Raw genomic sequence first — 25,653 nt, forward strand, 5'->3', positions numbered from 1 at the left:
CCAGGATCAAACTCTTCATTGATTTCTATAGTCTTGGTCCCGTTAATCACGTTCGTATTGACTCCAAGAATTGCTCTTGGTCCGTCACTAAGCACATCTCCGATTCCTTCAATCTTCCCGGGAACCTCTCGGGTTCCCGTCCCTCCCGGCCGTTCCCGGCGTTCCGCCGTTCCCGTTCGAGGGTGAGGCCAATTATAGAATTTTCAGCCGGAATGTCAAGGGTTTTTCTAAAAAAATTTCAATTTTTTTTGATTTTTTTTTAAAAACCCGCCTAAATCCGGAGAGCGCACCATTTTATCAACATATTATAAACATACTGTTTTCTGACGACAGGAAAAACCCATCGGCACGCACCGTTTTTCAGAAATTGAAATGTCTATAAATCGCCAAAAAACTAGCGACTTTCGCGCAAGCGGAATGCAACGCAGGCGATATCTACAATACGGGGCAGGCTCATCTCGCGGCTCATGCCCTGTGGCAGGTTGCGGAAGCCTACATTGCGGATTTTTTCGTACAGGTTCCGGATAGTGTCAGAAATCGACACGTCCGATTCTCCGTCGGTATTGCTCGCGGCATTCTGCAAGAGGTTCAGGAGCACAAAGCCGGCACCGAACCGCTGCTGCCTATCGACAAGCGTATTGAGGCGCGACGTGTCGGAGACCAGGAAACCGATTTGCAACAAAGTATCGCCCGCAAGCTTCACTTTCACCTGGCGTTCCACGGCAGAAACCGGGCGCACCGACTTCTGCAGGGGCTGCATGTAGGCAGCGAAGGCGCGGGGCTCCGGCAGGGCGAACGGAGCAAGGTTCGCAACGGCACGGCTAGCCGCAGCATCGCTTGGGCTAGGCTTAGCGCACTCCGCCTTGTAATTCGCCATGATAATTATGTTGTCTGCAATATCGAGATAGTCACCGCAGGCTCCTGCCACAAGGATAAAGCTATAGCCCGCGGCCGCAAGTTCACGGATGCGGTCGGTCAACGGGATAAGCGGCTCGCGGTCGTCGCCCAGAAGCTTGCGCACGCGCACGTCGCGGATAAGGAAGTTCACCGCCGACGAATCCTCGTCTATCAGGAATACGCGCGAGCCCGCCTCCATCGCCTCTAGCAGGTTCGCCGCCTCGCTTGTAGAGCCAGATGCAGACAACGTAACAAAGCTCTTTGTGCTCACGCCGCCCGGCAAGTCGCGCACGAACGTTGAGAGGTCCGTCCCGCGAACGCTGCGGCCGTCTTCGACGCCCACACGGAGGGCGGATTCGTCCACGACAACGCCCTCCCGTCCGTCTCCCGGGACATGCGGATACACCGCACGGGTCAACGCCTGCAGTAGCGTAGACTTCCCGTGGAAAGCCCCGCCCGTAATCACGGTAATCCCGCGCGGGATTCCCATACCGCGGATTTCACGTCCGCTCACGCTCAGCGTAACGGCCATCTCCTCGGGCGCAGTAAACGGTACCGCACCTTCGAGCGGCATCTCGCTCAGGCCCGAAGCCCTCGGCAGCACAGCGCCGTCGGGAACAAACGCGGCCAATCCGCGCGCATCCAGTTCCGCAAGAATCGCCTTGCGTTCGGCAAGTACGCGATAATGTTCCTGCAGCGCGGAATCGTCGTCCCCGCTATGACAAAGTCCAGCCGAAACCAGGTCGGGCAGGACCATCGTCAAGATTTCCGCAGCGTCTTCCGCCTGAATCTTGCGGCCTTCGCCCGGGAGCCTCACCTGCAGGCACGCGCGCAGCTCGCCGTTATCGACCCACAGGGAATTCCGCACCAGCATCTCGGGTCCAGCCATGTCGAATACGACCGCCGCATTCTTTTCGGGATAGCGTTCCTGCACCAGCCGCGAAAGACGGCGGAACAGGAAATCGCTCAGGGCGAGCCTGCGTTCAAAATCGACACCCCATTCCGGGGCATAGCCCAGCACCGAAAGATTCGCCTTGACAACCACCCTGGAAGGCGGGGCAAACGGGTCTCCCTGTATATGGATAAAATCCAGAACAAAGTCACCGAAATCCCAGGGCTTGTCTGCAAGGGACTTGTAAAGGCCGTAGTTCCTGCCATTCAGGGAGCGAATTTTCTGGTAAAGGGCTTTCATGTTGAGAAATATAGGTATAAGAACTTAAGGCATCAGTTACTCGTTACTAGTTATTAGTTCTAAGTAATGCATCTAGAAACATTTTAAGCATTGTACATCTAGGTTATTTACATTTCCTACCGCGAAAAAAAATTCCGTTTTCACTTTTCTAGTAACTAGTAACTCTGAACTTTCTACTCTTTTTTCTACTAATTCCCCACTAAGTACACAAACTTTTTCATAAAATTATTTTAAATTCCGGAAAAACATTATATTTTATGTACAAACAAAAGGAGTAATCCATGAAGAAACTCTATATCTTTGCCCTTATGGTGGCATTTCTCTTTACTTCCGCCGTCGCCGACGACGATCCGCCTCCCCGTGGCAAGGCCGCTACCGTGAACATCATCACCGAACCGCCTAACAGCGAAGTGTACCTGGGCGGCGAACTGCTCGGCAAGAGCCCCATCGAACATATGCAGGTCAAGTCCGGTCGTCAGACCCTCGTGGTCATCGACCAGGGTTACGAACTCGTGAACCAGCGCGTCAACATCTGGCCGGGCCAGGACAAGCGCAACAACTTCGACTTCGGCACCAAGATCCCGAAGGGCCACATCAAGGTTTCCACCAAGCCGGGCAAGTGCCTCATCTTCGTCGACGGTGAAAACTCCGACAAGACCGACGGCGCCCCGCTCACCATCCACAACCTGGATGCAGGCGACCACGTGGTGCGTGCCGAATGCTCTAACCGCAAGTCTGCCGAAGCTCTCGTGACCGTCAAGGGCGAAGAAACCGTCGAACTCGAGCTCGACGCCACCTCCGGCAAGAAGAAAAAGTAATCCAGGCCCGTCTTGGAATAAAAGAACAGGAGCTCCCGTCGGGGGGCTCTGTTTTTTTATATTTATCCACGTAAAACTCAACCAGGAGATAAATATGTCTAAGATTTGGACTATCTGCCTTTGTGCCTCTCTCGCCTTCCTCGTCGGCTGCTCCAGCGGCGGCAAGAAGGTTTCCCGCATCGACTCCAACTCCGTGACCGACCTGTCCGGCGCATGGAACGACACCGATTCCCGTCTCGTGGCAGACGAAATGATTACCGACTGCCTCAACCGCCCGTGGTACCAGACCATGATCCAGCAGAAGAACGGCCAGGTCCCGACCGTCGTGATTGGCCAGGTCCGTAACAAGAGTCACGAGCACATCAACGTCGAGACCTTCATCAAGGACATCGAACGCGCCCTCATCAACAGCGGCAAGGCCGACTTCGTCGCCAACGCCGAAGAACGCACCGAACTCCGCAACGAGCTCGCCAGCCAGGCCGGCAACGCCACCGAAGAAACCCGCAAAGACGCGGGCCAGGAAATCGGCGCCGACCTCATGCTCACCGGCACGCTCAACTCCATCGTGGACCAGGAAGGTGGCGAACAGGTCATCTACTACCAGGTCGACATGGAACTCACCGACATCCAGAGCCACAAGAAGGTCTGGATTGGCGACAAGAAAATCAAGAAGTACGTCTCCCAGTCCAGCGTGAAAATGTAATGCACCTGCACTGCAATGTGTAGTGTGAAATGTGTAATGTGTAGCGTGGGCAAAGGGGAAGGCCTTCCCCTCGCCCCGGACCCATTCCGGGGCTACCCCTTCTCCTAGGGGCTCCGCCCCTAACACCCCACCTCCGCAATCTAGGACAACGCTATGAAACGGATATTCCTGTTGCTTGCCGCATTCCTGTTGGCGTCCTGCGCGAACAAGTCCATGACGCGGTACGAAGAACTGGCCCCGACTCTCGAGAAGAAGGGCTTCGAGGCGACTATCGCCCAAGTAAAGAAAAAGCAGAAGGACCTGTACGGTTCCAACAGCGAATTCCTGTACTACTACGACCTGGGCGTACTGCACCACTACAACCGCAACTTCGACGAGAGCATCAAGAATTTCGAGAAGGCCGAAAAAATCAACGACGACCTCTATACGAAATCCGTAACGAACGAGGCAGCGGCCATCCTCACGAACGACAACATTCGCCCCTACCGGGCGAGGCCCTTCGAAATCTTGACCATGTACGAGTTCCAGATTTTGAACTACCTGGCCAAAATGGACCTCGACGGGGCACTTGTCGAGGTAAAACGCTCCCAGATAGCGATGAACAGGCTCTACCAGAAGGATGCAGACAAAGTAAACGACAACGGGTTCCTGCGTTACCTTTCCGCCCTGGTGTACGACCTGGAAGGCGAACAGGACGATGCGGCTATCGCCTACTACAAAACCGTCAAGGCCTATGACGAAAGCAAGATGGGACTACCGAACGAAGTGTTCGAGTTCGTCACCGAGAGCCTGCGGCGCATGGACCGCGAAGACGACATCCGCGCCCTCAAGAAGAAGGAACTCGCGAGCACGCCCAAGGCGACGGCCGTCCAGGAAATGGGCCAGGAAATCATCGTCATCGGCTACGCCGGCCACAGCCCCATCCTGGGCGAGATGTACCTCTCCGGCACGTTCGTGAGCGGCGGCGTGATGAACCTCTACTACAAGGACGGCGAAACCGGGCAGCGCAATTCCTTTACGCTAGTGGCCCCGCCGGTCGCAGGCGCAGGCAGCGGCACGTTCCATATCGGGTTCGCGCTCCCCGAGGTACGCAAGCACCCGAGCCGCGTGAACCGCTTCGAGGTCTCGCTGGACGGCAAGACGCGTATAAAGCCCGAGAAGGTGATGGACGTCGACGGCGAACTCCGCCAGAACATGGAAGACGAGAAGACCTCCACCATCACGCGCACCGCGGTGAGAGTCACGCTCCGCACCATCGCGGCCCAAAAAGCCAAATCCGCCACCAACACAGGCAACGGCCTCTTCGACCTCGTCAAGAACATCGGCATGGACGTCGCGCAGGGCCAGCTCGAGCAGGCGGACCTCCGCGTCGGGCTCTTTCTGCCGAATTCCTTCTACATGACCCGCCTCCCCGTAGAACCGGGCAGCCACAGCGTGAGCGTCGCCGCCCAGGGCAGCCACGGCGAGACCGTCGGGGTTTACAATTTCGACAAAATCCCGGTCAAGAAGGGCCAGAAGGTGCTGCTCATCGTGCCGGCCATCAAGTAACGGCCCGCGACAGCCATAAGTGCCTAATCCGCAAATATTTATAAACAACGGCCACTTTTGGCCGTTTTTTCTGTTAAAATGCCCTTTTTGAAAAAAATGGGTGTCCTTTTCCGCTTTTTTTATGTAATTTCAAATCACGAGTTTAAACAGGAGCATCCTATGAATTGTAAAATCATTCTTGCCGCAGCGGCCATGCTTGCCACGCAGTCTTTTGCCATTATCGGCATCGGTGCACATTATAACCCCGGCTTCGGCACAACCATGAAAGCCGGCGAAAAAGCCCCTGTTTCTGACGGAATCAACTTTAGCCACGAAGGTTCCGATGGAATGATGCAGGGCTTCGGTTTCAAACTGTGGGTAGATATCCTCCCGATCATCGACATCGAAGGTACCTTCAACATCCGCTTCGGCTCGTACGACGCAAGCCTCTATGTCACGAATCCCGTCGACCAGACCGAATCCGTAATCCCCCTCGAAATTGAACTGGGCGGAACCCCGTTCGGCAAGGCAAACCCGAAGTTTGTCACCATGAACGGCGATATCTCCATCACCTACCCCATCACGACCATTCCTATCATCCGCCCCTATATCGGCGGCGGTCTCACCGTTTTCGCGAACAGCTTCGTCCTGAACCAGCCGTTCGTAGCCAGCCTCATCGACGACCCGACCATCGCCAGCATGATCCAGCAGGTAGCCGCATCCGGCCTCGACCCGAACGCAGTGCAGCAGCAGGCCGAAGAACTCAGCCAGCTGGGTGAAACCCTCAAGCAGCGCGTGCAGGACAAGGCCCTGAACGAAGGCGTCAAGACCAGCATCGGCGGACACGCCCTTATCGGCGTACGCGCCAAGCTTCCGGTTATCCCGATAGCCGCCTACTTCAACACCAAGTTCTACTTCGGTGGCGACTATCCCGAAGAAATCGATCCGGGCATCATAGCGCTGGAACTCGGTCTCGGCCTCGCGATTTAATAAAGTTTCAAAGGAACAGGAATAAAATGTCTCAAAATTCTAGCAGCACCAGCATTCTCATTATCGAAGACGAAATTGCAATTGCCGAAGGCCTCGTGGACCTCTGTGAACTGAACGGCTACTCCGTAAAGCACGTAGCCGACGGCGAGAGCGGCCTCACCGAAGCCCTGTCCGGCCAGTACGGTCTCGTCCTCCTCGACCTGATGCTTCCCGGTATGGACGGTTTCACTGTTTGCGACAAGATTCGCGAAAAGGACAGGAGCCTCCCCATCATCATCCTCTCGGCCAAGAACGCCGACGAAGACATCATCAACGGCCTCAAGTTCGGTGCCGACGACTACATCCCGAAGCCCTTCTCCGTGCCCATGCTCCTCGCACGAATCGAGGCAGTGCTCCGCCGTAGCCGCCAGTCTCTCGAGAACGAAGGCAAGCTCGCCGCAGGCAACCTCCGCGTGAACTTCCGCGAATACACCGGAACCCGCGGCAAGGAAGAACTCGCGTTCACCCGCAAGGAAATCGAAATCCTCGAATACCTGTGGAACAACCGCGACCACGCCGTACCGCGCGCCGAACTGCTCCGCAAGGTCTGGGGATACGAGAATGCCGAATCCGTCGATACCCGTACGGTCGACATCCATATCACCAAGCTCCGCAAGAAAATCGAGGACGACCCGGCACATCCGAAGCTCCTCGTGACCTTCCGTGGAGAAGGGTACCAGATGCGTTCGGCTCCTGAATGCGCAAAATCCACGTAATATTCGCGGCGATATTCTTCGTCATCACGTTACCCCTGGTAGTGCTCCTCTACCAGGCGTATTCGCAGTTGGAAATCGGTACGAACTCGCTGTACCAGGGCCACGCGATGTTCGTCGCGAACACGCTGAACCAGCAGATCGCCAAGGACCTCGCCATCGAGGACAAGCGGTCTTACTCGGAATACGGGTTCATCAGGACCGTCCAGGTGATTGGCGGCGAAGAAAACACGCTTTCCGAACTGGTGGACTACCCGATTACCAGCCAGTACGAAGGACTCGTCGGGCACTTCCAGCTCGCCCCGGACAACTCCCTGCGCACGCCGTTCTTGCCCGAAGGGCGTTTCGGCGAAATCCTCCTGGAACAGATTTCCCCGGCAGAACGCACCAAGCGCGAAGAAGTCCGATTCCGCATCAACAACATCCTCAACGAACTCGGAGTCCGTAACGAAGGCATCGGCGCTATCGCCCAGCCCAGGGACTCCGTCGAGACCGTAATCGACCGCCTGTACAAGCACGACCTGAAGCTCACCGGCAAAAAGAAGAAAGGCTCCCGCAGCGAACGCACCAACCGTTTCGAACAAACTTCCGAAAAGGAAGCTTTCGCCTTCAACGCGGAATCCGCAAACTTCGACACCCTGGACGTCTTGCCGGAATACGCCCGTACGCAGGAAGTCGAAATCGAGCCCTTCCAGGCCGTATTCAACAAGAACTACATCGTGTTCCACCGCAACGTGCGCCGCGGCAGCGAACTCTTTGTACAGGGATTCGTCGTAGACCTGCGCACCTACCTGAGCAGCCTCGTAAAGAACGAGACCCAGTTCTACCCGCTAGAGAAGGATCTCGTGCTCGCCTTCTCGACCGAAAACATCGACCTGCTCCGTTTCGGCACCTCCAACGCCACCACGCAGATTCTCTCTGTCCCGCTGCTCCCGCCGCTCAACAACATTTCGCTCTCCATGTACATGAAAAAGAGCGAGAACTTCAACAGCAGCGGAATCCTGCTGTTCCTCGGCTTTGTCGTCTTGTTCGTGCTGGCGGCGGGCCTTATCGCCGTCTACAGGCTTACGCAGAGCGAAGTGTCTCTCGCCAAGAAGCGCCAGGATTTCATTTCGGCAGTGAGTCACGAACTCAAGACGCCGCTTACCGCCATCAAGGTGAGCGCGGAACTCCTGCAGCAGTACGACAGCAAGATGAGCGAAGACAAGCGCCTGCAGAAATACAGCCAGATCGCCCGCGAATCGGACCGCCTCACGCGACTTATCCAGAACGTGCTGAACCTCTCCAAGCTCGACGGCAACCGCTGGGTGGCAAACATCAAGAAAGACCGACCCAAGGCCGTGCTCGACGATTTCGTCACCATGTACACGAAGAACATCGAGGACCACGGATTCGAACTCACCGTATCTTGCGACACCGAGGTCGACAGCGTGCAGCTCATGATGGACCGCGACGCCGTAATGCAGATTCTGACGAACCTCGTGGACAACTCGCTCAAGTTCTCCGTCAAGGCGGACTACAAGATGATCGTCATCGAGCTCCGCATGGCCGTGGACCACGTGTACCTCGCCGTTCGCGACTACGGCCCGGGCATCCCGCAATCCGAAATGAAAAAGGTGTTCCAAGAATTCTACCGTGTCGAAAACGAAATGACCCGCACCACCCAGGGAACGGGTATCGGACTTTCGATGGTCAAGAAACTCTGCGCCCTTTCGAACATGAGGATCGAAATCGAGAACGCGAACCCCGGACTGCGAACCAAAATCCATTTCCCGCCGTTGTCCATCTAGCGGGTTTTATGTATCTTATAAAACGCAGAAAAGACAAAGAAATCCGCCCCATCAATCAGGATTTTAAACTATGACGCAAGAAGACATCCTAAAGAACCCGGAAAAGTACGACCTTTCTATCGAAACCGTCGGTAAGGGCACTCTCAAGTCCCCGATGAAGGGAATCCAGTTCGTATCCGAAGAAGACCGTATCGGCCTCACGACCGACGTCAAGCGCATTCGCGAATTCTTTGACAAGGGTGTCACGGCCCCGTCGCTCGAAGCGGCCGGTCCGCGCGAAACCATATTCCACGACCCGGCATGGACCCGTGCGGGCATCGTGACCTGCGGCGGGCTCTGCCCCGGCCTCAACAACGTCATCAAGGGCCTTGTACAGGTGCTGTGGTTCGATTACGGCGTCCGCAATATCTTCGGCATCCCTTACGGCTATCGCGGCCTGAATCCGCAATACGGATACCCGCCCATCACGCTCAACCCCGACGTGGTCGATTCCATCCAGGAAGACGGCGGCACCATCCTCGGCAGCTCCCGCGGCATACAGGAGCCTTCCGTGATGGTCGATACCCTGATGCGCCTCAACATCAACGTGCTGTTCTGCATCGGCGGTGACGGCACGCTCCGCGGCGCCCACGCCATCGCCGAAGAAGTCAAGAAGCGCCGCCAGCCCATATCGATTATCGGCATCCCGAAAACCATCGACAACGACCTGAACCTCATCGACAAGACATTCGGTTTCGAGACGGCCGTGCTTAGCGCCACCGACGTGATTACCAGCGCCCACAACGAGGCGAACGGAGCTTTCAACGGGCTCGGCCTCGTGAAGCTCATGGGCCGCGACTCCGGCTTTATCGCCGCCTACGCAGCCCTTGCCACCACCGTCGTGAATTTCTGCCTCGTGCCCGAAGTCCCCTTCACGCTCGAAGGACTTTTCAAGGCTCTCGAAAGCCGCTACGCCAGCGGCAAGACCCACGCCGTCATCGCCGTCGCCGAAGGCGCCGGGCAAGAGCTGTTCAAGGACCAGAAAGAACGCCGTGACGCGAGCGGGAACATCCTGAAGAACGACATCGGCGAATTCCTCACCGAAAAGATCAAGGAACATTTTGACAAGGTCGGCAAGGAAATCAACATCAAGTACTTCGACCCGAGCTACATGGTGAGGAGCATCCCCGCCAAGGGAACCGACGCCATTTTCTGCTTCCAGCTCGCCGAAAGCGCCGTGCACGCCGGCATGGCAGGCAAGACAGACATGGTCGTCGGCAGCATGAACGGGGAATTCACGCACGTGCCTATCGAATATGCCGTGAACGAAAGAAAGAAAATCAACCCCAACGGGACGCTGTGGCACGCCGTGCTCGGCGCCACACGCCAGCAGGACTACTTCTCCGGGAAGGGGAAAGGTTCCAAGTAGGTCTGAATGGTAAAAACCCTGTGCGTACTGCTTTTCGGCGTAACGATGGCCCTGGCTAACAGCGACCTCGCGTTTGCCGATTCCTGCTATGCGGCCAGGGCGGAACGTTCCAGCGGCGACAAGGCCGACCCGAAAAACGCGGCGCTCATGAAGGACGCCTACCGCCGTGCCATGCAAGACCAGTCCGTGCTGGAGAAGGCGATGGAAGGTTACGTCAAGAGCTACTACTACTCCTTCCGTTTCGTACCCTTCGACAAGAAAAAGCGCAAGCTGCACCTGGATTCCTTGAAGACGATTACCGAGAGCGCCTACGGCAAGTTCCCCGGAAACAAGGAAATCGCCCACATATACGCCACGACGCTTTCAATGTGGGGCGCCGAGAAGAACCCGCTTACCGCCGTCAAGGAAGGCGTGGCGAACCGGGTCCGCGACATCGCCACGGCGAGCAACGACTACCAGGTGCTGGGGCGCGCCCACCAGCTGCTGCCCTACATCCCGATTATCCTTTCGTGGCCCGACAAGGCGCTTGCCGACAAGTACCTGACCATGGCGCTCGAGAAAGACCCGAAGGACCTCTACAACTACTTTTTCTTGGCAGAACTGCGCTTTGACCAGAAGCGCTACGCCGATGCGCTGAACCTGATTGACCGCGGCCTTTCGCGCGGAATACGAACAAGCTATTTCCTCGAGGACAAGCGTGGCCGCTGGCAACTCAAGGAACTCCAGAAGAAAATCAACGCCAAACTCGACAAGAAAAAATAAGGGGAACCCATGCTAAAGAAAATCGTTTCCATCTGCGCCATCGTGGCGTCCGCGTCATTTGCAATATGGGATTACTTCCCTATCCTGCCTTCCGGTTCTGGCCAGGTTTCCGCCGAACTGCAATACAGCGACCAGGATCCCGTGACCGCCATGGGGGCGGTAGCCGGCGTACGCTACTCCCTCACCAACTGGTTCGAGCTATACACAAAGCTCAACTACAGGTTCTTCACGCACTTTGACGGCGAAGACATGGAAATGGACGGCATCGGGAACATCCCGGTCGGGCTCCGCTTCCAGCTGACTCCGGGATTCGGCATCTTTGCCGACGTATCCATCCCCGTGGGTGACGATTCCTATTCCAGCGACTACCTCAGCTACGCCTTCGGCCTGCAGCATACGAGCCTGATCGGCATCGTGGCATGGGGTTCCGTATTCGGCGCCGAACTGAATACCGACAACTCCCTCGTCCTCTTCCTGCTGGGGAACGAGCTCGACATCTTGCTGGGGCAGTTCATTCCCTATGTGGGATTCAACCTCTACATGGGCGAAGATTTCGGCCCGCAGGGCGAAGGCTCCAACGGATTCGAAGTCTATCCCGGCATAAAGTTCGGCGTGACCCCGAGCCTGAGCCTCGACTTCTCCGTGCATTTCTTCGGCGGCGACCTGTTCACCGTGTCGGGTGACGACGACCTCGACGACCCCATGGCATTCCGCTTCGCCGTATTCTACACGTTCTAGCCCATACCGGCAATCCGCATTTTTCGACAAAGAAAAAGTCCATCGGCAATGCTGATGGACTTTTAAATTTCCTTTGATGTTCGGGGGATTCCCCGGTTCCGGCTTAACCCGCCTGGACGGCAGTCAGGGCAATCGTGTACACGATGTCTTCGACGAGGGCGCCGCGGCTAAGGTCGTTCACCGGCTTGGCGAGACCCTGGAGCATCGGGCCGATAGAAATCGTGCCCTGGGCGCTGCGCTGCACGGCCTTGTAGCCGATGTTACCGGCGGAGAGGCTCGGGAACACGAACACGGTAGCCTTGCCGGCGACGGTGCTGCCGGGAGCCTTGAGGGAACCGACGCTGGGCACGGTCGCCGCGTCGTACTGCAGCGGGCCATCCACGAGCATTTCGGGGCGGGCCTCCTTCACAATCCTTGTCGCTTCGCGCACGAGGTCCGCATCCGGGCCCTTGCCGCTGTTCATGGTGCTGTAGCTGAGCATCGCCACGCGGCTCGGCAGACCGAAGGCCTTGGCCGTGTCGTCGCACTGCATCGCGATTCCGGCGAGTTCTTCGGCGGTCGGGTTCAGGTTGATGGCGCAGTCACCGTAGATAAGCGTCTGACCGGGCATGCACATGAAGAACACGGAACTCACGGACTTCACGCCCGGAGCGCACTTGATAATCTGCAGGGCCGGACGCAGCGTGTCGGCAGTGGAATGGATGGCGCCAGAGACGAGGCCGTCCACTTCGCCCATCTTGAGCATCATGGTGCCGAGCATCACGTTGTCGGCGAGAGCCGCACGCGCCTGCTCTTCGGTCATGCCCTTCGACTTGCGGAGTTCCACGAGAGTCGGCACGTACTTTTCGGCGAGTTCCGCGCTCGGTTCAATGATTTCGATATCGGCGGGGAGTTGAACGCCCTGTTCCTTCGCGACGGCGAAAATTTCGTCCTTCTTGCCGATAAGCACGGGAACGGCAATCTTCCTGTCAATCACGAGCTTCGCGGCCTGCACGGTACGCGGTTCGCTACCTTCGGGGAGCACTATCCTCTTCTTGGACTTGGAAGCCTTGAGCAGGAGGCCTGCACGGAACATGGCCTGGCTGGTCTTGCGTTCGGCGGGCTCGGCGGCCAAATCCTTCGCCAGGCACTTGGGGCACTGGAGCAGGCGGCACGGGCAGAACAGTTCGGCATCGTCTCCGTCGCAATAGACCTTCGCATCGAGCGCGGTGGCAAGCGACTCGTTGAACTTCTGGGCGACAACGTCGCTCATTCCCTGGGCGCCTTCCACGACAACGGCATCGACGGAATTGAAATCGTGCAGCAAGAAGTCGGCGGCAATCGTCTCCATAAGCACGGCGGTATTGCCCGACTTAATTTGTTCGGCAGCGGCGGCGCCGTTTACGTTCAGTTCGTACGTGGCGCTGGTGAGGCCGGCGGCGGCGATGGCGTCCACGACATCCTTGACTGTCGCATGCATGTTCTTGGAAGCAACCAGATAAACACGGTTCATGAGAAATCTCCATTTTTGTTGTTTTTACGAAATAAAATTAGGTTTTTTGCCTTTTCAATAAAATCCGCAGCCCTGTAAACTTTTGTTTTACATTAAGAAAGTTTTACCTCGTCTGTTAAGAAAAAAATACGCTTCGTATTAAAAAAAATTATCTTTAAGTCAGTTTAGGATAACAGGATACGTTAGGGAACTGGAGATTCGGATGAGGTTGAAAAGCCTATTCCGGGGCTTGGCATTATGCTTAGCTCCGTTTGTTGTTTGCTCTTTTGCTGCCGACTACGTGGCAGTGGCGCACGTCATTTATGACGGCAATAGCCTCTATTACGCAGACAACGAATCAAATTTCAAGTACCAGTCCGTCGAAAAGGACGAAGAAGGTATCTTCAACATCTATTTCAAGCAGGAACGCCTCGAAGGTTCCGACAGGCAGGGCCGCGAAGACGTGCGCCAGTTGCGCTTCGGCCTAAGCTGTAGCGGAAGCACCTGCCGCAAGAACCTGAACGAAGGCCACGAGCCGTATCTTTCCGAACTTTTCCCCGACTACAAGAACGGAGTCGACAGCCAGGCCGTCGACGAAGTCTGGATCATCATCAACGAAGACAGCACCCTGACGATTTCCAAGACAAAGCCCGAAGTCATCCCCACCCCCGAAAAGAAGGTTATCCGTTTCTTTGCGCCCTGGACCAACACGAACGCCATCATGTACCTTAACGGTGCCGACGAGAACTTCATGTCGACCGTGCCCAATTACTGCGGCTGGTACGAAGCCAAGGTGACTCCGCCCAAGAACGACCCGTTCACGGTATTCTTCAAGCAGACCATAGGCGGTACGTTTGTCGGCAACGAAGGGCCGACCAAGGATTCCATCTCCATCGAAAACGAAATCGACCTCGATTCCGTGGTAAAGATTTCGGATACCGTATGGGTTTACGCCTACCAGTTCGGCGCTCCCGACATCACCACGAAGTTCCCGGAAGTCCTCGGCGACTGCCCCATCAAGAACCTGCCCGTCATGATGTTCGACTGGTACGACGGCTCCGTCAACTCCGACGGCACCGAAGACGGCCTGTACGACCGCAAGAAGGGTGCCGGCCGCAACGGATTCGACAAGCGCGGCGTCCCCATGTTCGGCGAGGGCACCAACCTGGACTTCGGCCAGGGCGGCTGCGAAGGCGATCCGATGACCGGCATGGTCGAGAAGGAACTCGGCGCGAACGGCGTTCCCGTACGCAAGTCCTCGGACTTCCCGAGCAACTGCAAGAACTCCGAACATATCGACAGCTGGTTCCTGCCGCAGGTTATCGCGACCGACGATGCCGGCAACGAGTACACGAACGTCACCTGCCGCGAAATCAGCCTCTCGCTCACCGACGACGGCTTCTGGTACGCGCAGGTAGACGACGAAAGCCCCGAAGGCGGCCTTTTCTTGCTCGACGACTTCCGCTACCTCGACAGTGCGAAAACCGTCGAGAACGTCCATTACGACTCCATCGTGGGCCTCGAGGTGAACGGCAAGCGCGAATACCACAACTACAGTTTCGCCATGAAAATCCAGGCGACCTTCCAGTACGTGAAGGGCCAGTACTTCGAATTCAACGGCGACGATGACGTGTGGGTGTTCATCGACAACAAGCTCGTCGTGGACATCGGCGGCCAGCACAAGAAGGTCAAGAAATCCGTCGACCTCGACAAGCTCGGCCTCAAAGAAGATTCCACGTACAACTTCCACATCTTCTATGCCGAACGCAAGCGCGAAGCCTCGAACTTCATGATGCGCACCTCCATCGACTTGCATGTGGAATCGAGCATGTTCCTCACCGACGTTTCGGACAACCCGGATGTCATCCAGAAAGAGGTCTGGCAGAAAATCCGCGAACGCGTGCTCGCCTGCGACTTCTCGTCGGAACCCGAGAAGGAATCCACGGAACGCGGGCCATCGAACTTCGTACTGTTCGGCAGGAGTCTCGATTCGAAGGGCATTCCGCTCAACATCCTGGATTCGCTCTACTACAGCGGAATCACCGTCGGCAACGACTACACGATGCTCACCATAAAGCCGAAGGATATCGCCAAGGCACAGGCGCTCCCGCCGGGCACCTACTTTGTCCGCGTCTCGCTCAAGTCCAACCCGGCCGACTACAAGGACGTCTACTTCACTGTCGAACCTTACGAAATGCCGAACATCGCCTTCGCCGAAATCATCGACTCGAGCTACTGCGTCCTGGATATCGAATCCGAAGAAGGCGACTCCCTTTGCTATAGCCAGTACTGGAACCCGTTCGGCACCGATTCCAGCAGGAACGTCTCCAGCGATACGCTCCCGCTCAGCCTGATTCCTGGCGAAAAGATGTGGGCAGGCAGGCTCTACCCGGTGAACGTCATGTACGCCGAGGACTGGGCCGTAATGTACAGCGGCATCAGCGTCAAGATTTCGATGTCCGACACGCTGCTCATCGCATGTGATTCCATGGGCAACGAAATCAAGGAAGTCGTACTGGATTCCGGCCGCGCGATATTCTACGTGAAGGGCCTCGGCGAAGTCGTCAACGCGACCATGACCCTTACCACCTCGGCTTCCAAGAACCACAGTATCGACTGGCTCAAGATCAACATGAAGGAACCGCCCGTACCGCAGGTAGAAAGCGCCTTCATCTACGACCGCAACGGCGACGGACGCGCCGACAGCGTATGGATACACTTCAACAAGCCGCTCGGCGGCCAGAGCGTCCTTGACTCCATCCACTTCACCTTCGGCACCACCGACAGCGCCTACCACGACACGTCCGCCAACGTGCACAGGATCAGCTACAAGGACGGCGAAGACTTCGCGACCATCACTTCTGCAGGCAACAGCTTCGGCACGGCCATCTTTACCGGCGGGAACGGCGAGCCCTATTCCGGCAAGCTGAACATCTTCTACACCTATACCGACGAAGAAGACGGCAAGGAAGCGATATTCCCCGTAGACGGGCGCCTTACAGACAAAGTCGGCCCGGTCATCACCGCCGCCGAAATCGAGATTTCTTCGGAAGGCAATACCGAACTCAAGCTCACGTTCAGCGAAGGCATTGTCGATGACGGCAAGAACGTGAACCTGTTCATGTTCCGCAGCCGCAACGCCGACGGACAGTATTCCAACCTCATCGCTCCCGCTCACATGTCCACTTCGCCCGCACACCAGTGGACGCTCGTGTTCATCAAGGGCAACATCAACGATGTCGTGCCGACCGTGGGCGACTCCGTAAGGTTCGCGCCGCCGTCCCTGGGAGGCCTCGCGCTCGACCTGGTAGAAGTTTCCCCGCACGAGCTCAACCCGTGGGTACGCATTACCGGCGAACAGAGCGTGCGCATCACGAGCCCGGCGCTCGTGAACCTCGACAAGAATTCCCCGGCATTCGACAGCGCCCGCGTCATCATGCGTAGCGATTCCGCCACGATACCGAAACTCGTCGTAAGCGACGTCGCGCTCAGCGCCAAGCAGGTGGCCGCCATCTACGGCACGCAGGGGCATTACCTGGGCGACCTCGACATGGGCGAACTCGTGAAGAACGAAATTGCCGAAATCGTGAAGGCGGTGCAGTCCACGGCATCTTACAAGGACAAGAACGCCGAAGAGTCCGGCGACACCAAGACGTACACCATCGAAGAAATCCTTACGCTGGTCAGCACGGGCAAGATGACCATCGACGACGCACAGGAAAAATTCGACCTGAGCGACATTATCGTGGACGCCTACGAACACGGCCTGCTGACCGTAGAAAACCTCCACTACTACGCAAGCGGCACCGAAGCCGACGTCGAGATGATCGCGCAGACGGTCGCCGCCAACGCCGAACTGCTCTACGAGGCGACATACTACACGAGCCTCGGGCATTTCGTGAACAGGCAGAGCGGCTCGATCAAGTGTAACGACGAAATCTTCCAGCAGGGCGACGCCAAGAGCTGCCTCGACAGCGACGGCAGGTTCTTCCTCGCCTGGAACATGCGCGCCACCAGCGGGCGCCTCGCGGCCACGGGCGTCTACATCGCCCGCATAGAAATCAAGGTGACCGTGAACGACAAGAAAATCAGCCACCAGACGCGCGATTTCCTCTGGGGCGTGCGCCGCGGAAAGCTGAACATCGCAGATTTGGGCCTTTAAGGGACTTTAAGATACGGCAAAACGTCAATTTGCCGTATTTTTTTTACACATATTTTTGCATTTCTAAAAAATTTACAAAGCTTTTTTGTAAATAAAAATTCTATTTTTACACAAATTTCAAAATATTGTAAACTTTTCTAAACACTTGGTATAAATGATAAGTAAATTTTGGTTGACTTTTGCCTTATAAAAAGTGATATTTAACACAGATAAACCTGTTTTGGATAAACATTTAAGGAGCGATGGGAATGTGGTATAAATCGCTAACAAGGGGACTGGTTCTGTGCCTGGTCCTCATAATGTCGACGCAAGCGCAAATCGGCCCCGGCGGTGGCGGAGGACGTTCGTCATCCTCGTCGGAAAAAATCAACGGGACGGGCAACACCGTCATCCGCTTTATGCCCAGCTGGACAAACACGAATGCCATCCTTATCCAGGACGGCAAGGAAACCCTCATGACCGCAGTCAAGAACTACTGCGGATGGTTCCAGGCCAAGGCGACCGCGCCGGCATCCGGTTTCAAGGTCCGCTTCAAGCAGACCATAGGCTACATATACGTGGGCAACGAGGGCGAAGAAACCGTTCCTACCGGTGCGCTCCCCACGACCGAAGAGATTACGCTCGATACGGTTGCCGCGAAGACGGACACCATCTGGATTGTCGGAAACCCGGGCCAAATGGCCCCCGAAGTATACGCCGCCTATCCGCAGCGCCTGGGCGAATGCCCGATCCGCACCATCTCCGTGATGATGTTCGACTGGTATCACGGCAAGAACGGCGACGGAGCCGTCACCACGACAACGAACCGCAGGGACTCTAGCGTTACGACAAAGTACGGCAACGGCGCCAAGGACCAGGATCCGGAATTCATGACTTCACCCTGGCTGCCGGCATACATGGTCAGTAACGACTTCGGCAGTGGCGGCTGCGGTGGCAGCAACGCCCAGGACAAGAACAGGAGAGGCTACATGCGCGGCATGGTGGAAGACCTGCTCGGCCCGCAGGGCGTTCCCGTACGCAAGCAAGCCGACTTCCCCGAAAACTGCAAGCTTACCGATTGGCTTGACGCCTGGTTCCTGCCGCAATACGTAGGCCAGGATGCCGCCGGCAACAAGTACACGAACGCGGCCTGCCGCGACGTGCAGCTCGACATGACCGACGACGGCTTCTGGCTCGGCCAGAAAGACGGCAACAGCCCCGAAGGCGGTTTCTTCCTGCTCGACGACTTCGAATTCCTCGATCCGGCAAAGAGCGTAAAGAACCCCATGTTCGACCAGCAGAAAGGCGGTGGCGACAACAAGAACCACAACTTCGGATTCACCATGAAGTTCCAGGCGAAGTTCGTCTACGTGAAGGGACAGTACTTCGAATTCTTCGGCGACGACGACGTGTGGGTGTTCATCAACAACAGGCTCGTCGTGGATATCGGTGGCCAGCACGGCCAGGTGGCGGGCTCCGTCGATCTCGACACCCTCGGCCTTACCGAAGGCACGGAATACCCGTTCCACATCTTCTACGTGGAACGCCACATCAGTTCTTCGAACTTCATGATGCGCACGTCCATGGACCTGCATACCGACGCGAGCATCTTCCTTACCGGCACCTACGAAAAGGGCGTGCAGGATTACGACATCTGGGAAATCGTCAAGAGGGACGCGCTCTCCTGCGACTTCTCGAACAACGACCTCGCCAAGACCGATACGGTCGCCGGCCCCTCCAACTTCCTCCTTCTCGGCGGAAACCTCGGAGAAAGCGGCGAGCCGCTTGGACCGGGAACCTGGTACGAAGGCATCACCATCAACGCCAATGGCACTCACCTTACCATTGACTCTACAAAAATCGCAGAGAACTACGCTCTCGGTCCCGGCCACTACACTTTGAGAGTGACCCTGAAAGACAAGCCGAGTCAGTCCTACGACGTGCACTTCACCGTGCCGCAGTACAACGTCCCGACCATCGTCTTCGTCGATTCCGAAAAGAAGAAGACCCTCGGCAAGGAAGTCAGCGGCGATACGCTGCAGCTCGGCCGCTGGGCATACGAGATGTACAAGGTGACGGTCAAGTTCGACGAAGACTGGGCCGAGGTCACCACCTATAACAAGATGCTGAACCTTTCTACCAACAACCAGCTGGTCGGCATCTTCGACGCAGACGGCAACCCCATCAGCAAGGTGGCCCTCGATTCCAACACCAAGAGCGCGACGTTCTACGTGATGGCAAACGGCCCCGTGACAGACGCCTTGCTGCAAGTCAAGGGAGCCGCATCGTCTACGGCACTCTGGACCAAGCTCGTATTCGACGAACCGCCTATCCCGCACGTGCAGCTCGCTACGCTCTACGACCGTAACGGTGACGGACGCGGCGACAGCCTCTTCATCACATGGGACAAGGCATTCGACTCGCAGAACATCCTCACATCGCTCCAGGTGAACTTCGGTGAAGAACATCCGGAACAGACCGTGAAGCCCTTCAACGGCAAGACGCTGTCCCTCACCTCTGGCAGCTGCAAGCAAGACAAGCCCTGCGGATTCGGAAGCCTCGTGTTTACCGGCAGCAACTCCGGCGTATTTACCGGATACATGACGACGCACATCACCTACAAGGAAGGCGGAAAGGACTACCACTTCACTATCCGCAACGAACCGGTGAGCGACGGCGTGAATCCGATCATCAAGTCCGCAGTCAAGAAGATTTCCGACGGTACGAACCATATCCTCACCATCACCTTCAGCGAAGCCATCACGGACTCCGTCAAGAAGTACTACATGGATATGTTCCAGTACACCTGCATCCGTTCCGAAGTGAAGGCCGATCCCATCAAGCCGAATTCCCAGACTGCCGAGGCAGCCAACATGATGAGCATCATCTTTGTCGGTTCCTCCATAAGCCAGGTGATTCCTTCCGTGGGCGACCTCATCCGCTTCACTCCGGGTTCCGGCGCTACCGCACAGGACCTCTCGCTGAACAGGCCGCACGAAAACAACCCGTGGGTAAGCATCACGGGTGAACAGGAAATGACCATTTCGAGTGCCGGCCTCGTAAGCCTCGACCCGGACAATCCCATCGTACGTAGCGACTCCTCGACGGTTCCCAAGCTCGTGACCGAAGAGAACAAGGGCGTCGAACAGGTGGCTGCCGATTTCGGCGTGCAGGGACACCTTGTCAGCTTCGATGTCGGTACGCTTATCAGCGACCAGACGAAGGAAGAAGTCGCCACGCTCGACAACTTCATCAACACGCTCATGAACAGCGGAACCTTCGACACGACCATTACCAAGATGAGCGTGGCCGAAGCGACCCAGAAGCTTATCGACGATATCGTGAACGATAGGCTCGGCGGTTCCTACGGCATCAGCGAAGCAGTTCTCGACGCCATCAAGGCCGGCGAAATTACCGCGGCGACGCTCACCAGCAGCCCGCTCCTCACTACCGAAGACAAGCAGGCATTCAACGAACTGGTGAACGCAAGCATCGCGAACAGCGCCGACACGGTCATCACTTCGAGCCTTGCCAAGTACGCGACAGCGGAGGCCGTCTTCGACGCCATCAAGAACGGCACCATACCGGTAGAAAAGCTGAAAGATGCCGGCGTGAGCGACCGCGTCATCAACGCCATCAAGGAAAACAAGCTTACGGCATCGAACATCGACGCCTACCGCAATGGCGACGAGACGCTTATCGAACCCTCGCAGGTCCACCTGAGCTACAAGACGCATTACTACTCGCACCTCGGCCACTTCGTGGGCGGACAGTCCGGCATGATCGGCTGTGAAGACCCCGTCTACAAGGAAGACGACCCCGATGCGAACTGCATTACCAACAGCGGAAAGATATTCCTCGCCTGGAACATGCGCAGCAACAAGGGCGGCCTCGTGGCTACCGGCGTGTACATCGCCCGTCTCGAGTTCAAGATTACCATCGACGACGAGGTCATCAAGCACACGACCCGCGACTTCCTCTGGGGCGTACGCCGCGGAAGATCGAACGGCATAACGCTCGACCCGACCAAGTAGAGTTTCTCTCTCTAAACATTATTCCAAAAAAAACGTCCCGGATTGCCGGGACGTTTTTCAATTTGCTGTAACAGGGAACGGCAGCGGGACTACACGTTGTTGTAGAGGTCCGTAATGTCTTCCTTGTTCTTGTCGTACATCCAGAACTGGTTCTCGTGGGCGTATTCGTCCTCGACAATGTTGATTTTCATATTGTGCTTCGCTTCGAGATAGCGGTAGATATTCAAATCGTTCTTGCAGAGTTCGTCCACGAGCGGAGTGCTTACAACCAAAGTAACTTCACGCATGCGGCCCTTGGTACTGGCGCGGGCCATCCAACGGTCAATCATGCCGAGCGTGGATTCCAGCGTGGCGATACGGCCACCGCCACGGCATATCGGGCAGAGTTCCGTCTTTTCGGTCATCAGGTTCACGCGGACGCGCTTGCGGGTCACTTCCATCACGCCGAACTGGCCTATCTGCGCCGGGCTGATAGGCGCCTTGTCGCGGCGAATCGCCTTGCGGAATTCCTGGAACACGGCCTCGCGGTCGGCATCCGAATTCATGACAAGGAACTTGATGATGATAAGGCCGCCCACATCGCGCAGGCGCAACTGCTTCGCGATTTCGCGACAGGCGTACAGGTTCGTCTCGAGTACGAACTTGCCCATGTCCTTGCCGCGGTTCTTGCCCATGTTCACGTCGATAGACACGAGAGCTTCGGTCTGCTCGATTACCAGGTTGCCGCCGTTGTAGAGCGGGATACGGCGCTGCAGGGAGCGGGCGTAGTCGTTTTCGATCTTGAAATGCTCGAACAGGCTTTCGTTCTTGTTCCAGAGCTTCACCTTGTTCAGCTTGTCCGGAGAAAGCACCTTCAGGTAATCGCGGAGGGCGAGATATTCCTCGCGGTTGTCGATGTACACGAAGTCGGTATTTTCGCCGAAGTATTCGCGCACGGTCTGTTCGATGGAATCGGATTCCTCGTAGATGCAGGTCTCGGCAGGCTGGTTCGCGAAGTTGAACTTCGTCTGTTCCCACTTGCTTTCGAGTTCGCGCATCTGCTTCTGGATTTCGAATTCGGATTCGATAAGGCCGTTGGTACGCACGATGTAGCCCACGTCGCGGGCCTTGAGGCGGCGCACCACCTTCTTGAACTCGCGGCGCTTGGCCGGGTCGCGTTCGCGCTTCGAGACGCCGATGAAGTTTGTCCCGGGCATGCACACCAGGAATCGTCCGGCAAAGCTCAGGTGGGTCGTAAGGCGGGCACCCTTGGTGCTTATCGGTTCCTTCACCACCTGCACCATGATTTCCTGGCCTTCCCTGAGGATATTGTCGATAGAGATTTCCTTGGACGGGCCGCCTTCGTCATCGTCGTCGCCGTATTCGCGGCGCAGCAGCTCGTTGCGGTCCATGGCATCGTCCTGGTGCAGGAACCCGGCCTTCTCCATGCCGATATCGATAAAGGCGGCCTTGAGCGCGGGCAGCACCTTCTGCACCACGCCCTTGTAAATGTTGCCGAGCACGCGCGTCGAAGACACGCTCTCTACGACCAGTTCCGCCAGTTCGCCGTCTTCCATGATGGCGATACGCTTTTCGTACGGGGTCTTGCTGATGAGGATTTCGCGCTTCACCTTGTTGCGGCCGCGTTCGTTGCGGCGTTTCGGCGGGCGCGAAGGCATGTCGGCCTTGTCCATCTCGGCAAAGTTGTAGAGGTCGGTAATGTCTTCCTTCTCGGAATTGAACATCCAGAACTGGTTCACCTGCGCATGGTCGTCTTCGATGAGTTCGACCTTCATGCTGTGCTTGAACTCCAGGTAGTGGAGCATGCGGGCGCGGTCTCGCACCAGGACTTCTACCAGAGGAGCGCTCACCACGAGAGTCACGTTCTTCAGGTTGCCCTTGGCATGGGCGCGGGCCATCCAGCGGTCGATCATGCCGAGCGCGGATTCCAGCGTGGCGATGCGTCCGCCGCCGTAGCATACTGGACAGAAATGCGTCTTGCCGGCCATTTCGCGGATGCGGTGGCGGGTCACTTCCATCAGGCCGAACTGGCTGATGGGCGACGGGATGACATCCGCCTTGTCGCGGCGGGCCACCTTGCAGAATTCCTGGTACACGGTCTCGCGGTCGGCATCGGTTTCCATGTCGATAAAGTCGATAATGACAATGCCGTCCACGTCACGCAGGCGCAGCTGCTTCGCGATTTCGCGGCAGGCGTCGACATTCGTTTCGAGGATGATCTTGCCCTGGTCCTTGCCGTGCACCTTCGGACCCGTATTCACGTCGATGGACATGAGGGCCTCGGTCTGCTCGATTACCAGGTTGCCCCCGCGCGGGAGCGGGACCTGTCGCTGCAGGGAACGGGCGTAGTCGTTCTCTATCTTGAAGTATTCAAAAAGGCTTTCGTTGCTGCTCCAGAGCTTGACCTTGTCCAGCATGTCCGGAGCGACCTCCCTCAGGTGGTCGCGCAACGTGAAATACTCGTCGCGGTTGTCTATGTAGACATAGTCCGTGTTCTCGTTGAAATATTCCCCGACGGCGCGTTGCGTGGAATCGGATTCCTCGTAGATGCAGGTTCCGACAGTCCCGTCCTCGAAATTGTCCTTGGTCCTCGCCCACTTTTCTTCCAGGCAGCGCATCTGCTGCTGCAAGTCGGCTTCGGAGGCGTTCATGCCCTCGGTGCGGACGATATAGCCTACGTCGCGGGCCTTGAGGCGGTTGATGAGCCTCTTCAGCTCGCTGCGTTTCGCCTGGTCGCGTTCGCGCTTCGAAACGCCGATAAAGTTGGTCCCGGGCATGCAGACAAGAAGGCTGCCCGCAAACAGCAGGCGCATCGTCAGCACGGCGCCCTTGTTGCCGGCAGGTTCCTTTGTCACCTGCACCATGATTTCGTCGCCTTCGCGCAAGACCTTCTCGATGGCGGCATTGTCGAACGCCTTGTCATCGTCATCGTTGAAGTTGCGGTTCAACGATGTCTTGCGGTCCACCACGTCGTCCTGGTACAGCACGCCGTCCACCCCGAGCCCGATATCGACATAGGCGAGCTTCGAACCCGGAACGACCTTCTTTACAACACCCTTATATATATTGCCAAGAATCTGGTCAGTAGACATCCCTTCGACGACGAGCTCGGCGAGTTCACCATCCTCCATGATGGCGAAACGCTTCTCGTAGGGAGTCTTGCTGATCAAAATCCCGCGTTTACACTTGTTCGTCATTAAGAACCTTAAAAGTAAAGCAAAACTCGATCATTAAATAGCTCCAAAAGGGCCCTCCACGAACATGGAACGCCCCCTTCAAAGCGGTATAAATATAATAAGATTGTAAGAACGGCAAAAAGAAACCGACCAAAATAGGGGGATATTCCCCCGGCAGGGCTTAGGACAAATGCGTCGGCGGGGCGCCCACATTGCTGCGGATAGCCGCCTTCTTGCGTTCCACTATGGAATCGGCAATGGCACGCGCCTTTTCGGTAAGCCACAGCCACGACTGGGATCCCTGTACGTAATCGGCCTCCCCGAACATTTGCACCCGCCTGTCGCTGCGGAGCGAATCGACCTGGCGAAAGGCCTTCACGTCGCCCTTCGGGTAGACGGCAAAGGTGCTGCCGCCGTTATAGTTGAGAATGCTGAACGCCGGGACATCGCTCGGGCCGTCGGCCACGTAGACCATGTTCTCGAACGGGACGCGGCGGCTTTCACGCGCAATGGAAGAATTCACGTCGATGGTATCGGGATACTTGTTGCTGCCCTTGTTGATCTCGAAAAGGTAGCGCGTTTTCGACGTGTTGTCGAGAGCACAGGCGACCTGGGCAATCTCGTTCCCGTGCACCGCAGGCTCTGTGTACGCAGAATCCAAAAATCCCGGCGGCAGTACGTCTTCGATAAACTCGCAACCGAATATGCCGTCTACATAGGGAGCAATCGCGCTGCCGCGAATCGTCTCGGCGAATCCAGTACTAACAACGTAATGTTCCAGGCGGATGTCGAAGGCCTTGTACTTGGGATCTTCTTCGACAAGCTTCTTCACCTCGCCAAAGAATTGCGGAAGCCCCGGATAGAATTCCAGCTCCTTCCCGAACTCGCGCAGCATCGCGTTGTTCAGGCCCTTGAAAATCCCGGCCTTCACGTAGGTCAGGATATGGTTCAGGTAGACCGTGTCTGCGTTCACGGAAATTCCCTGCGCCCTGTACTGCGGTACAAGCGCATTGACTTCTCTCCAGAATTTCTTGCCGTCTATACCGTAGCGGCGGAACAGGGGATCTTGCATGTAAGAGCTGATAAGCGTCTTGTCGCAATCCCACACCATCGCGATGACATTCTGTTCAAACGGAGCCTGTTTCATAGTAAACCTCCCTCCAATCATCAACCACATCCCAAGCGCCTGTTTAGAACCGGATGGATCCCCCTCGTTTCTCTCGGGGGATGACCTCTAAGCTCCAAGTTCTAACC

General features: G+C 56.6%; 15 protein-coding genes. 11 read left to right on the plus strand and 4 right to left on the minus strand.

The window, feature by feature from the left end; genetic code table 11:
- Positions 1 to 394: 394 nt before the first annotated feature.
- The gene (locus tag B3M32_RS09615) at positions 395 to 2,089 is read right to left on the minus strand and encodes an ABC-ATPase domain-containing protein (RefSeq protein WP_290745973.1); all 1,695 of its coding nucleotides are present in this window, start codon (positions 2,087 to 2,089) and stop codon (positions 395 to 397) included.
- Positions 2,090 to 2,370: 281 nt separating this feature from the next.
- On the opposite strand from B3M32_RS09615, the gene B3M32_RS09620 reads away from it, so the two are divergent.
- The 9 genes from B3M32_RS09620 to B3M32_RS09660 all read left to right on the plus strand — a co-directional run bounded on the left by B3M32_RS09620 (position 2,371) and on the right by B3M32_RS09660 (position 11,577).
- Entirely contained in the window at positions 2,371 to 2,907 is a 537-nt protein-coding gene (locus B3M32_RS09620; RefSeq protein ID WP_290745976.1) for a PEGA domain-containing protein, read from the plus strand.
- 94 nt (positions 2,908 to 3,001) lie between these two features.
- Entirely contained in the window at positions 3,002 to 3,610 is a 609-nt protein-coding gene (locus B3M32_RS09625; protein ID WP_290745979.1) for a penicillin-binding protein activator LpoB, read from the plus strand.
- 153 nt (positions 3,611 to 3,763) lie between these two features.
- The gene (locus B3M32_RS09630; protein ID WP_290745982.1) at positions 3,764 to 5,158 is read left to right on the plus strand and encodes a hypothetical protein; all 1,395 of its coding nucleotides are present in this window, start codon (positions 3,764 to 3,766) and stop codon (positions 5,156 to 5,158) included.
- 159 nt (positions 5,159 to 5,317) lie between these two features.
- Entirely contained in the window at positions 5,318 to 6,127 is an 810-nt protein-coding gene (locus B3M32_RS09635; RefSeq protein WP_290745985.1) for a hypothetical protein, read from the plus strand.
- Between the two features lie 26 nt (positions 6,128 to 6,153).
- Entirely contained in the window at positions 6,154 to 6,882 is a 729-nt protein-coding gene (locus tag B3M32_RS09640) for a response regulator transcription factor (protein WP_290745988.1), read from the plus strand.
- Positions 6,864 to 8,669, plus strand: a complete 1,806-nt coding sequence (locus B3M32_RS09645; protein ID WP_290745991.1) for a sensor histidine kinase — start codon at positions 6,864 to 6,866, stop codon at positions 8,667 to 8,669. Before B3M32_RS09640 ends, B3M32_RS09645 begins: the two co-directional genes overlap by 19 nt.
- A 70-nt stretch (positions 8,670 to 8,739) precedes the next feature.
- Positions 8,740 to 10,077: an ATP-dependent 6-phosphofructokinase gene (locus B3M32_RS09650; RefSeq protein ID WP_290745994.1), complete on the plus strand. Its 1,338-nt coding sequence runs from the start codon at positions 8,740 to 8,742 to the stop codon at positions 10,075 to 10,077.
- Positions 10,078 to 10,083: 6 nt separating this feature from the next.
- Positions 10,084 to 10,839 carry a hypothetical protein gene (locus B3M32_RS09655; protein ID WP_290745997.1) on the plus strand — a complete coding sequence of 252 codons (756 nt, stop codon included), beginning with the start codon at positions 10,084 to 10,086 and terminating at the stop codon, positions 10,837 to 10,839.
- Between the two features lie 9 nt (positions 10,840 to 10,848).
- Complete coding sequence (locus B3M32_RS09660) at positions 10,849 to 11,577, plus strand: hypothetical protein (RefSeq protein WP_290746000.1); 729 nt, start codon at positions 10,849 to 10,851, stop codon at positions 11,575 to 11,577.
- A gap of 103 nt (positions 11,578 to 11,680) precedes the next feature.
- On the opposite strand, the gene pta is transcribed toward B3M32_RS09660, so the two are convergent.
- Positions 11,681 to 13,069, minus strand: coding sequence for a phosphate acetyltransferase (gene pta, locus B3M32_RS09665; protein WP_290746003.1), 1,389 nt, complete (start codon positions 13,067 to 13,069; stop codon positions 11,681 to 11,683).
- Between the two features lie 229 nt (positions 13,070 to 13,298).
- Here pta and B3M32_RS09670 point away from each other — a divergent pair, with 229 nt between their 5' ends.
- The gene (locus B3M32_RS09670) at positions 13,299 to 17,210 is read left to right on the plus strand and encodes a fibro-slime domain-containing protein (protein ID WP_290746006.1); all 3,912 of its coding nucleotides are present in this window, start codon (positions 13,299 to 13,301) and stop codon (positions 17,208 to 17,210) included.
- A 299-nt stretch (positions 17,211 to 17,509) separates the two neighbouring features.
- On the plus strand, positions 17,510 to 21,223 hold the full coding sequence (locus tag B3M32_RS09675; RefSeq protein ID WP_290746009.1) for a fibro-slime domain-containing protein: 3,714 nt from the start codon (positions 17,510 to 17,512) through the stop codon (positions 21,221 to 21,223).
- Between the two features lie 89 nt (positions 21,224 to 21,312).
- On the opposite strand, the gene B3M32_RS09680 is transcribed toward B3M32_RS09675, so the two are convergent.
- Together B3M32_RS09680 and B3M32_RS09685 are read right to left on the minus strand one after the other, a co-directional pair.
- Positions 21,313 to 24,420 carry an Rne/Rng family ribonuclease gene (locus tag B3M32_RS09680; protein WP_290746012.1) on the minus strand — a complete coding sequence of 1,036 codons (3,108 nt, stop codon included), beginning with the start codon at positions 24,418 to 24,420 and terminating at the stop codon, positions 21,313 to 21,315.
- Positions 24,421 to 24,580: 160 nt separating this feature from the next.
- Entirely contained in the window at positions 24,581 to 25,546 is a 966-nt protein-coding gene (locus B3M32_RS09685) for a hypothetical protein (protein ID WP_290746015.1), read from the minus strand.
- Between the last annotated feature and the right edge of the window lie 107 nt (positions 25,547 to 25,653).

Source organism: Fibrobacter sp. UBA4309 (assembly GCF_002395745.1).
GTDB lineage: Bacteria > Fibrobacterota > Fibrobacteria > Fibrobacterales > Fibrobacteraceae > Fibrobacter.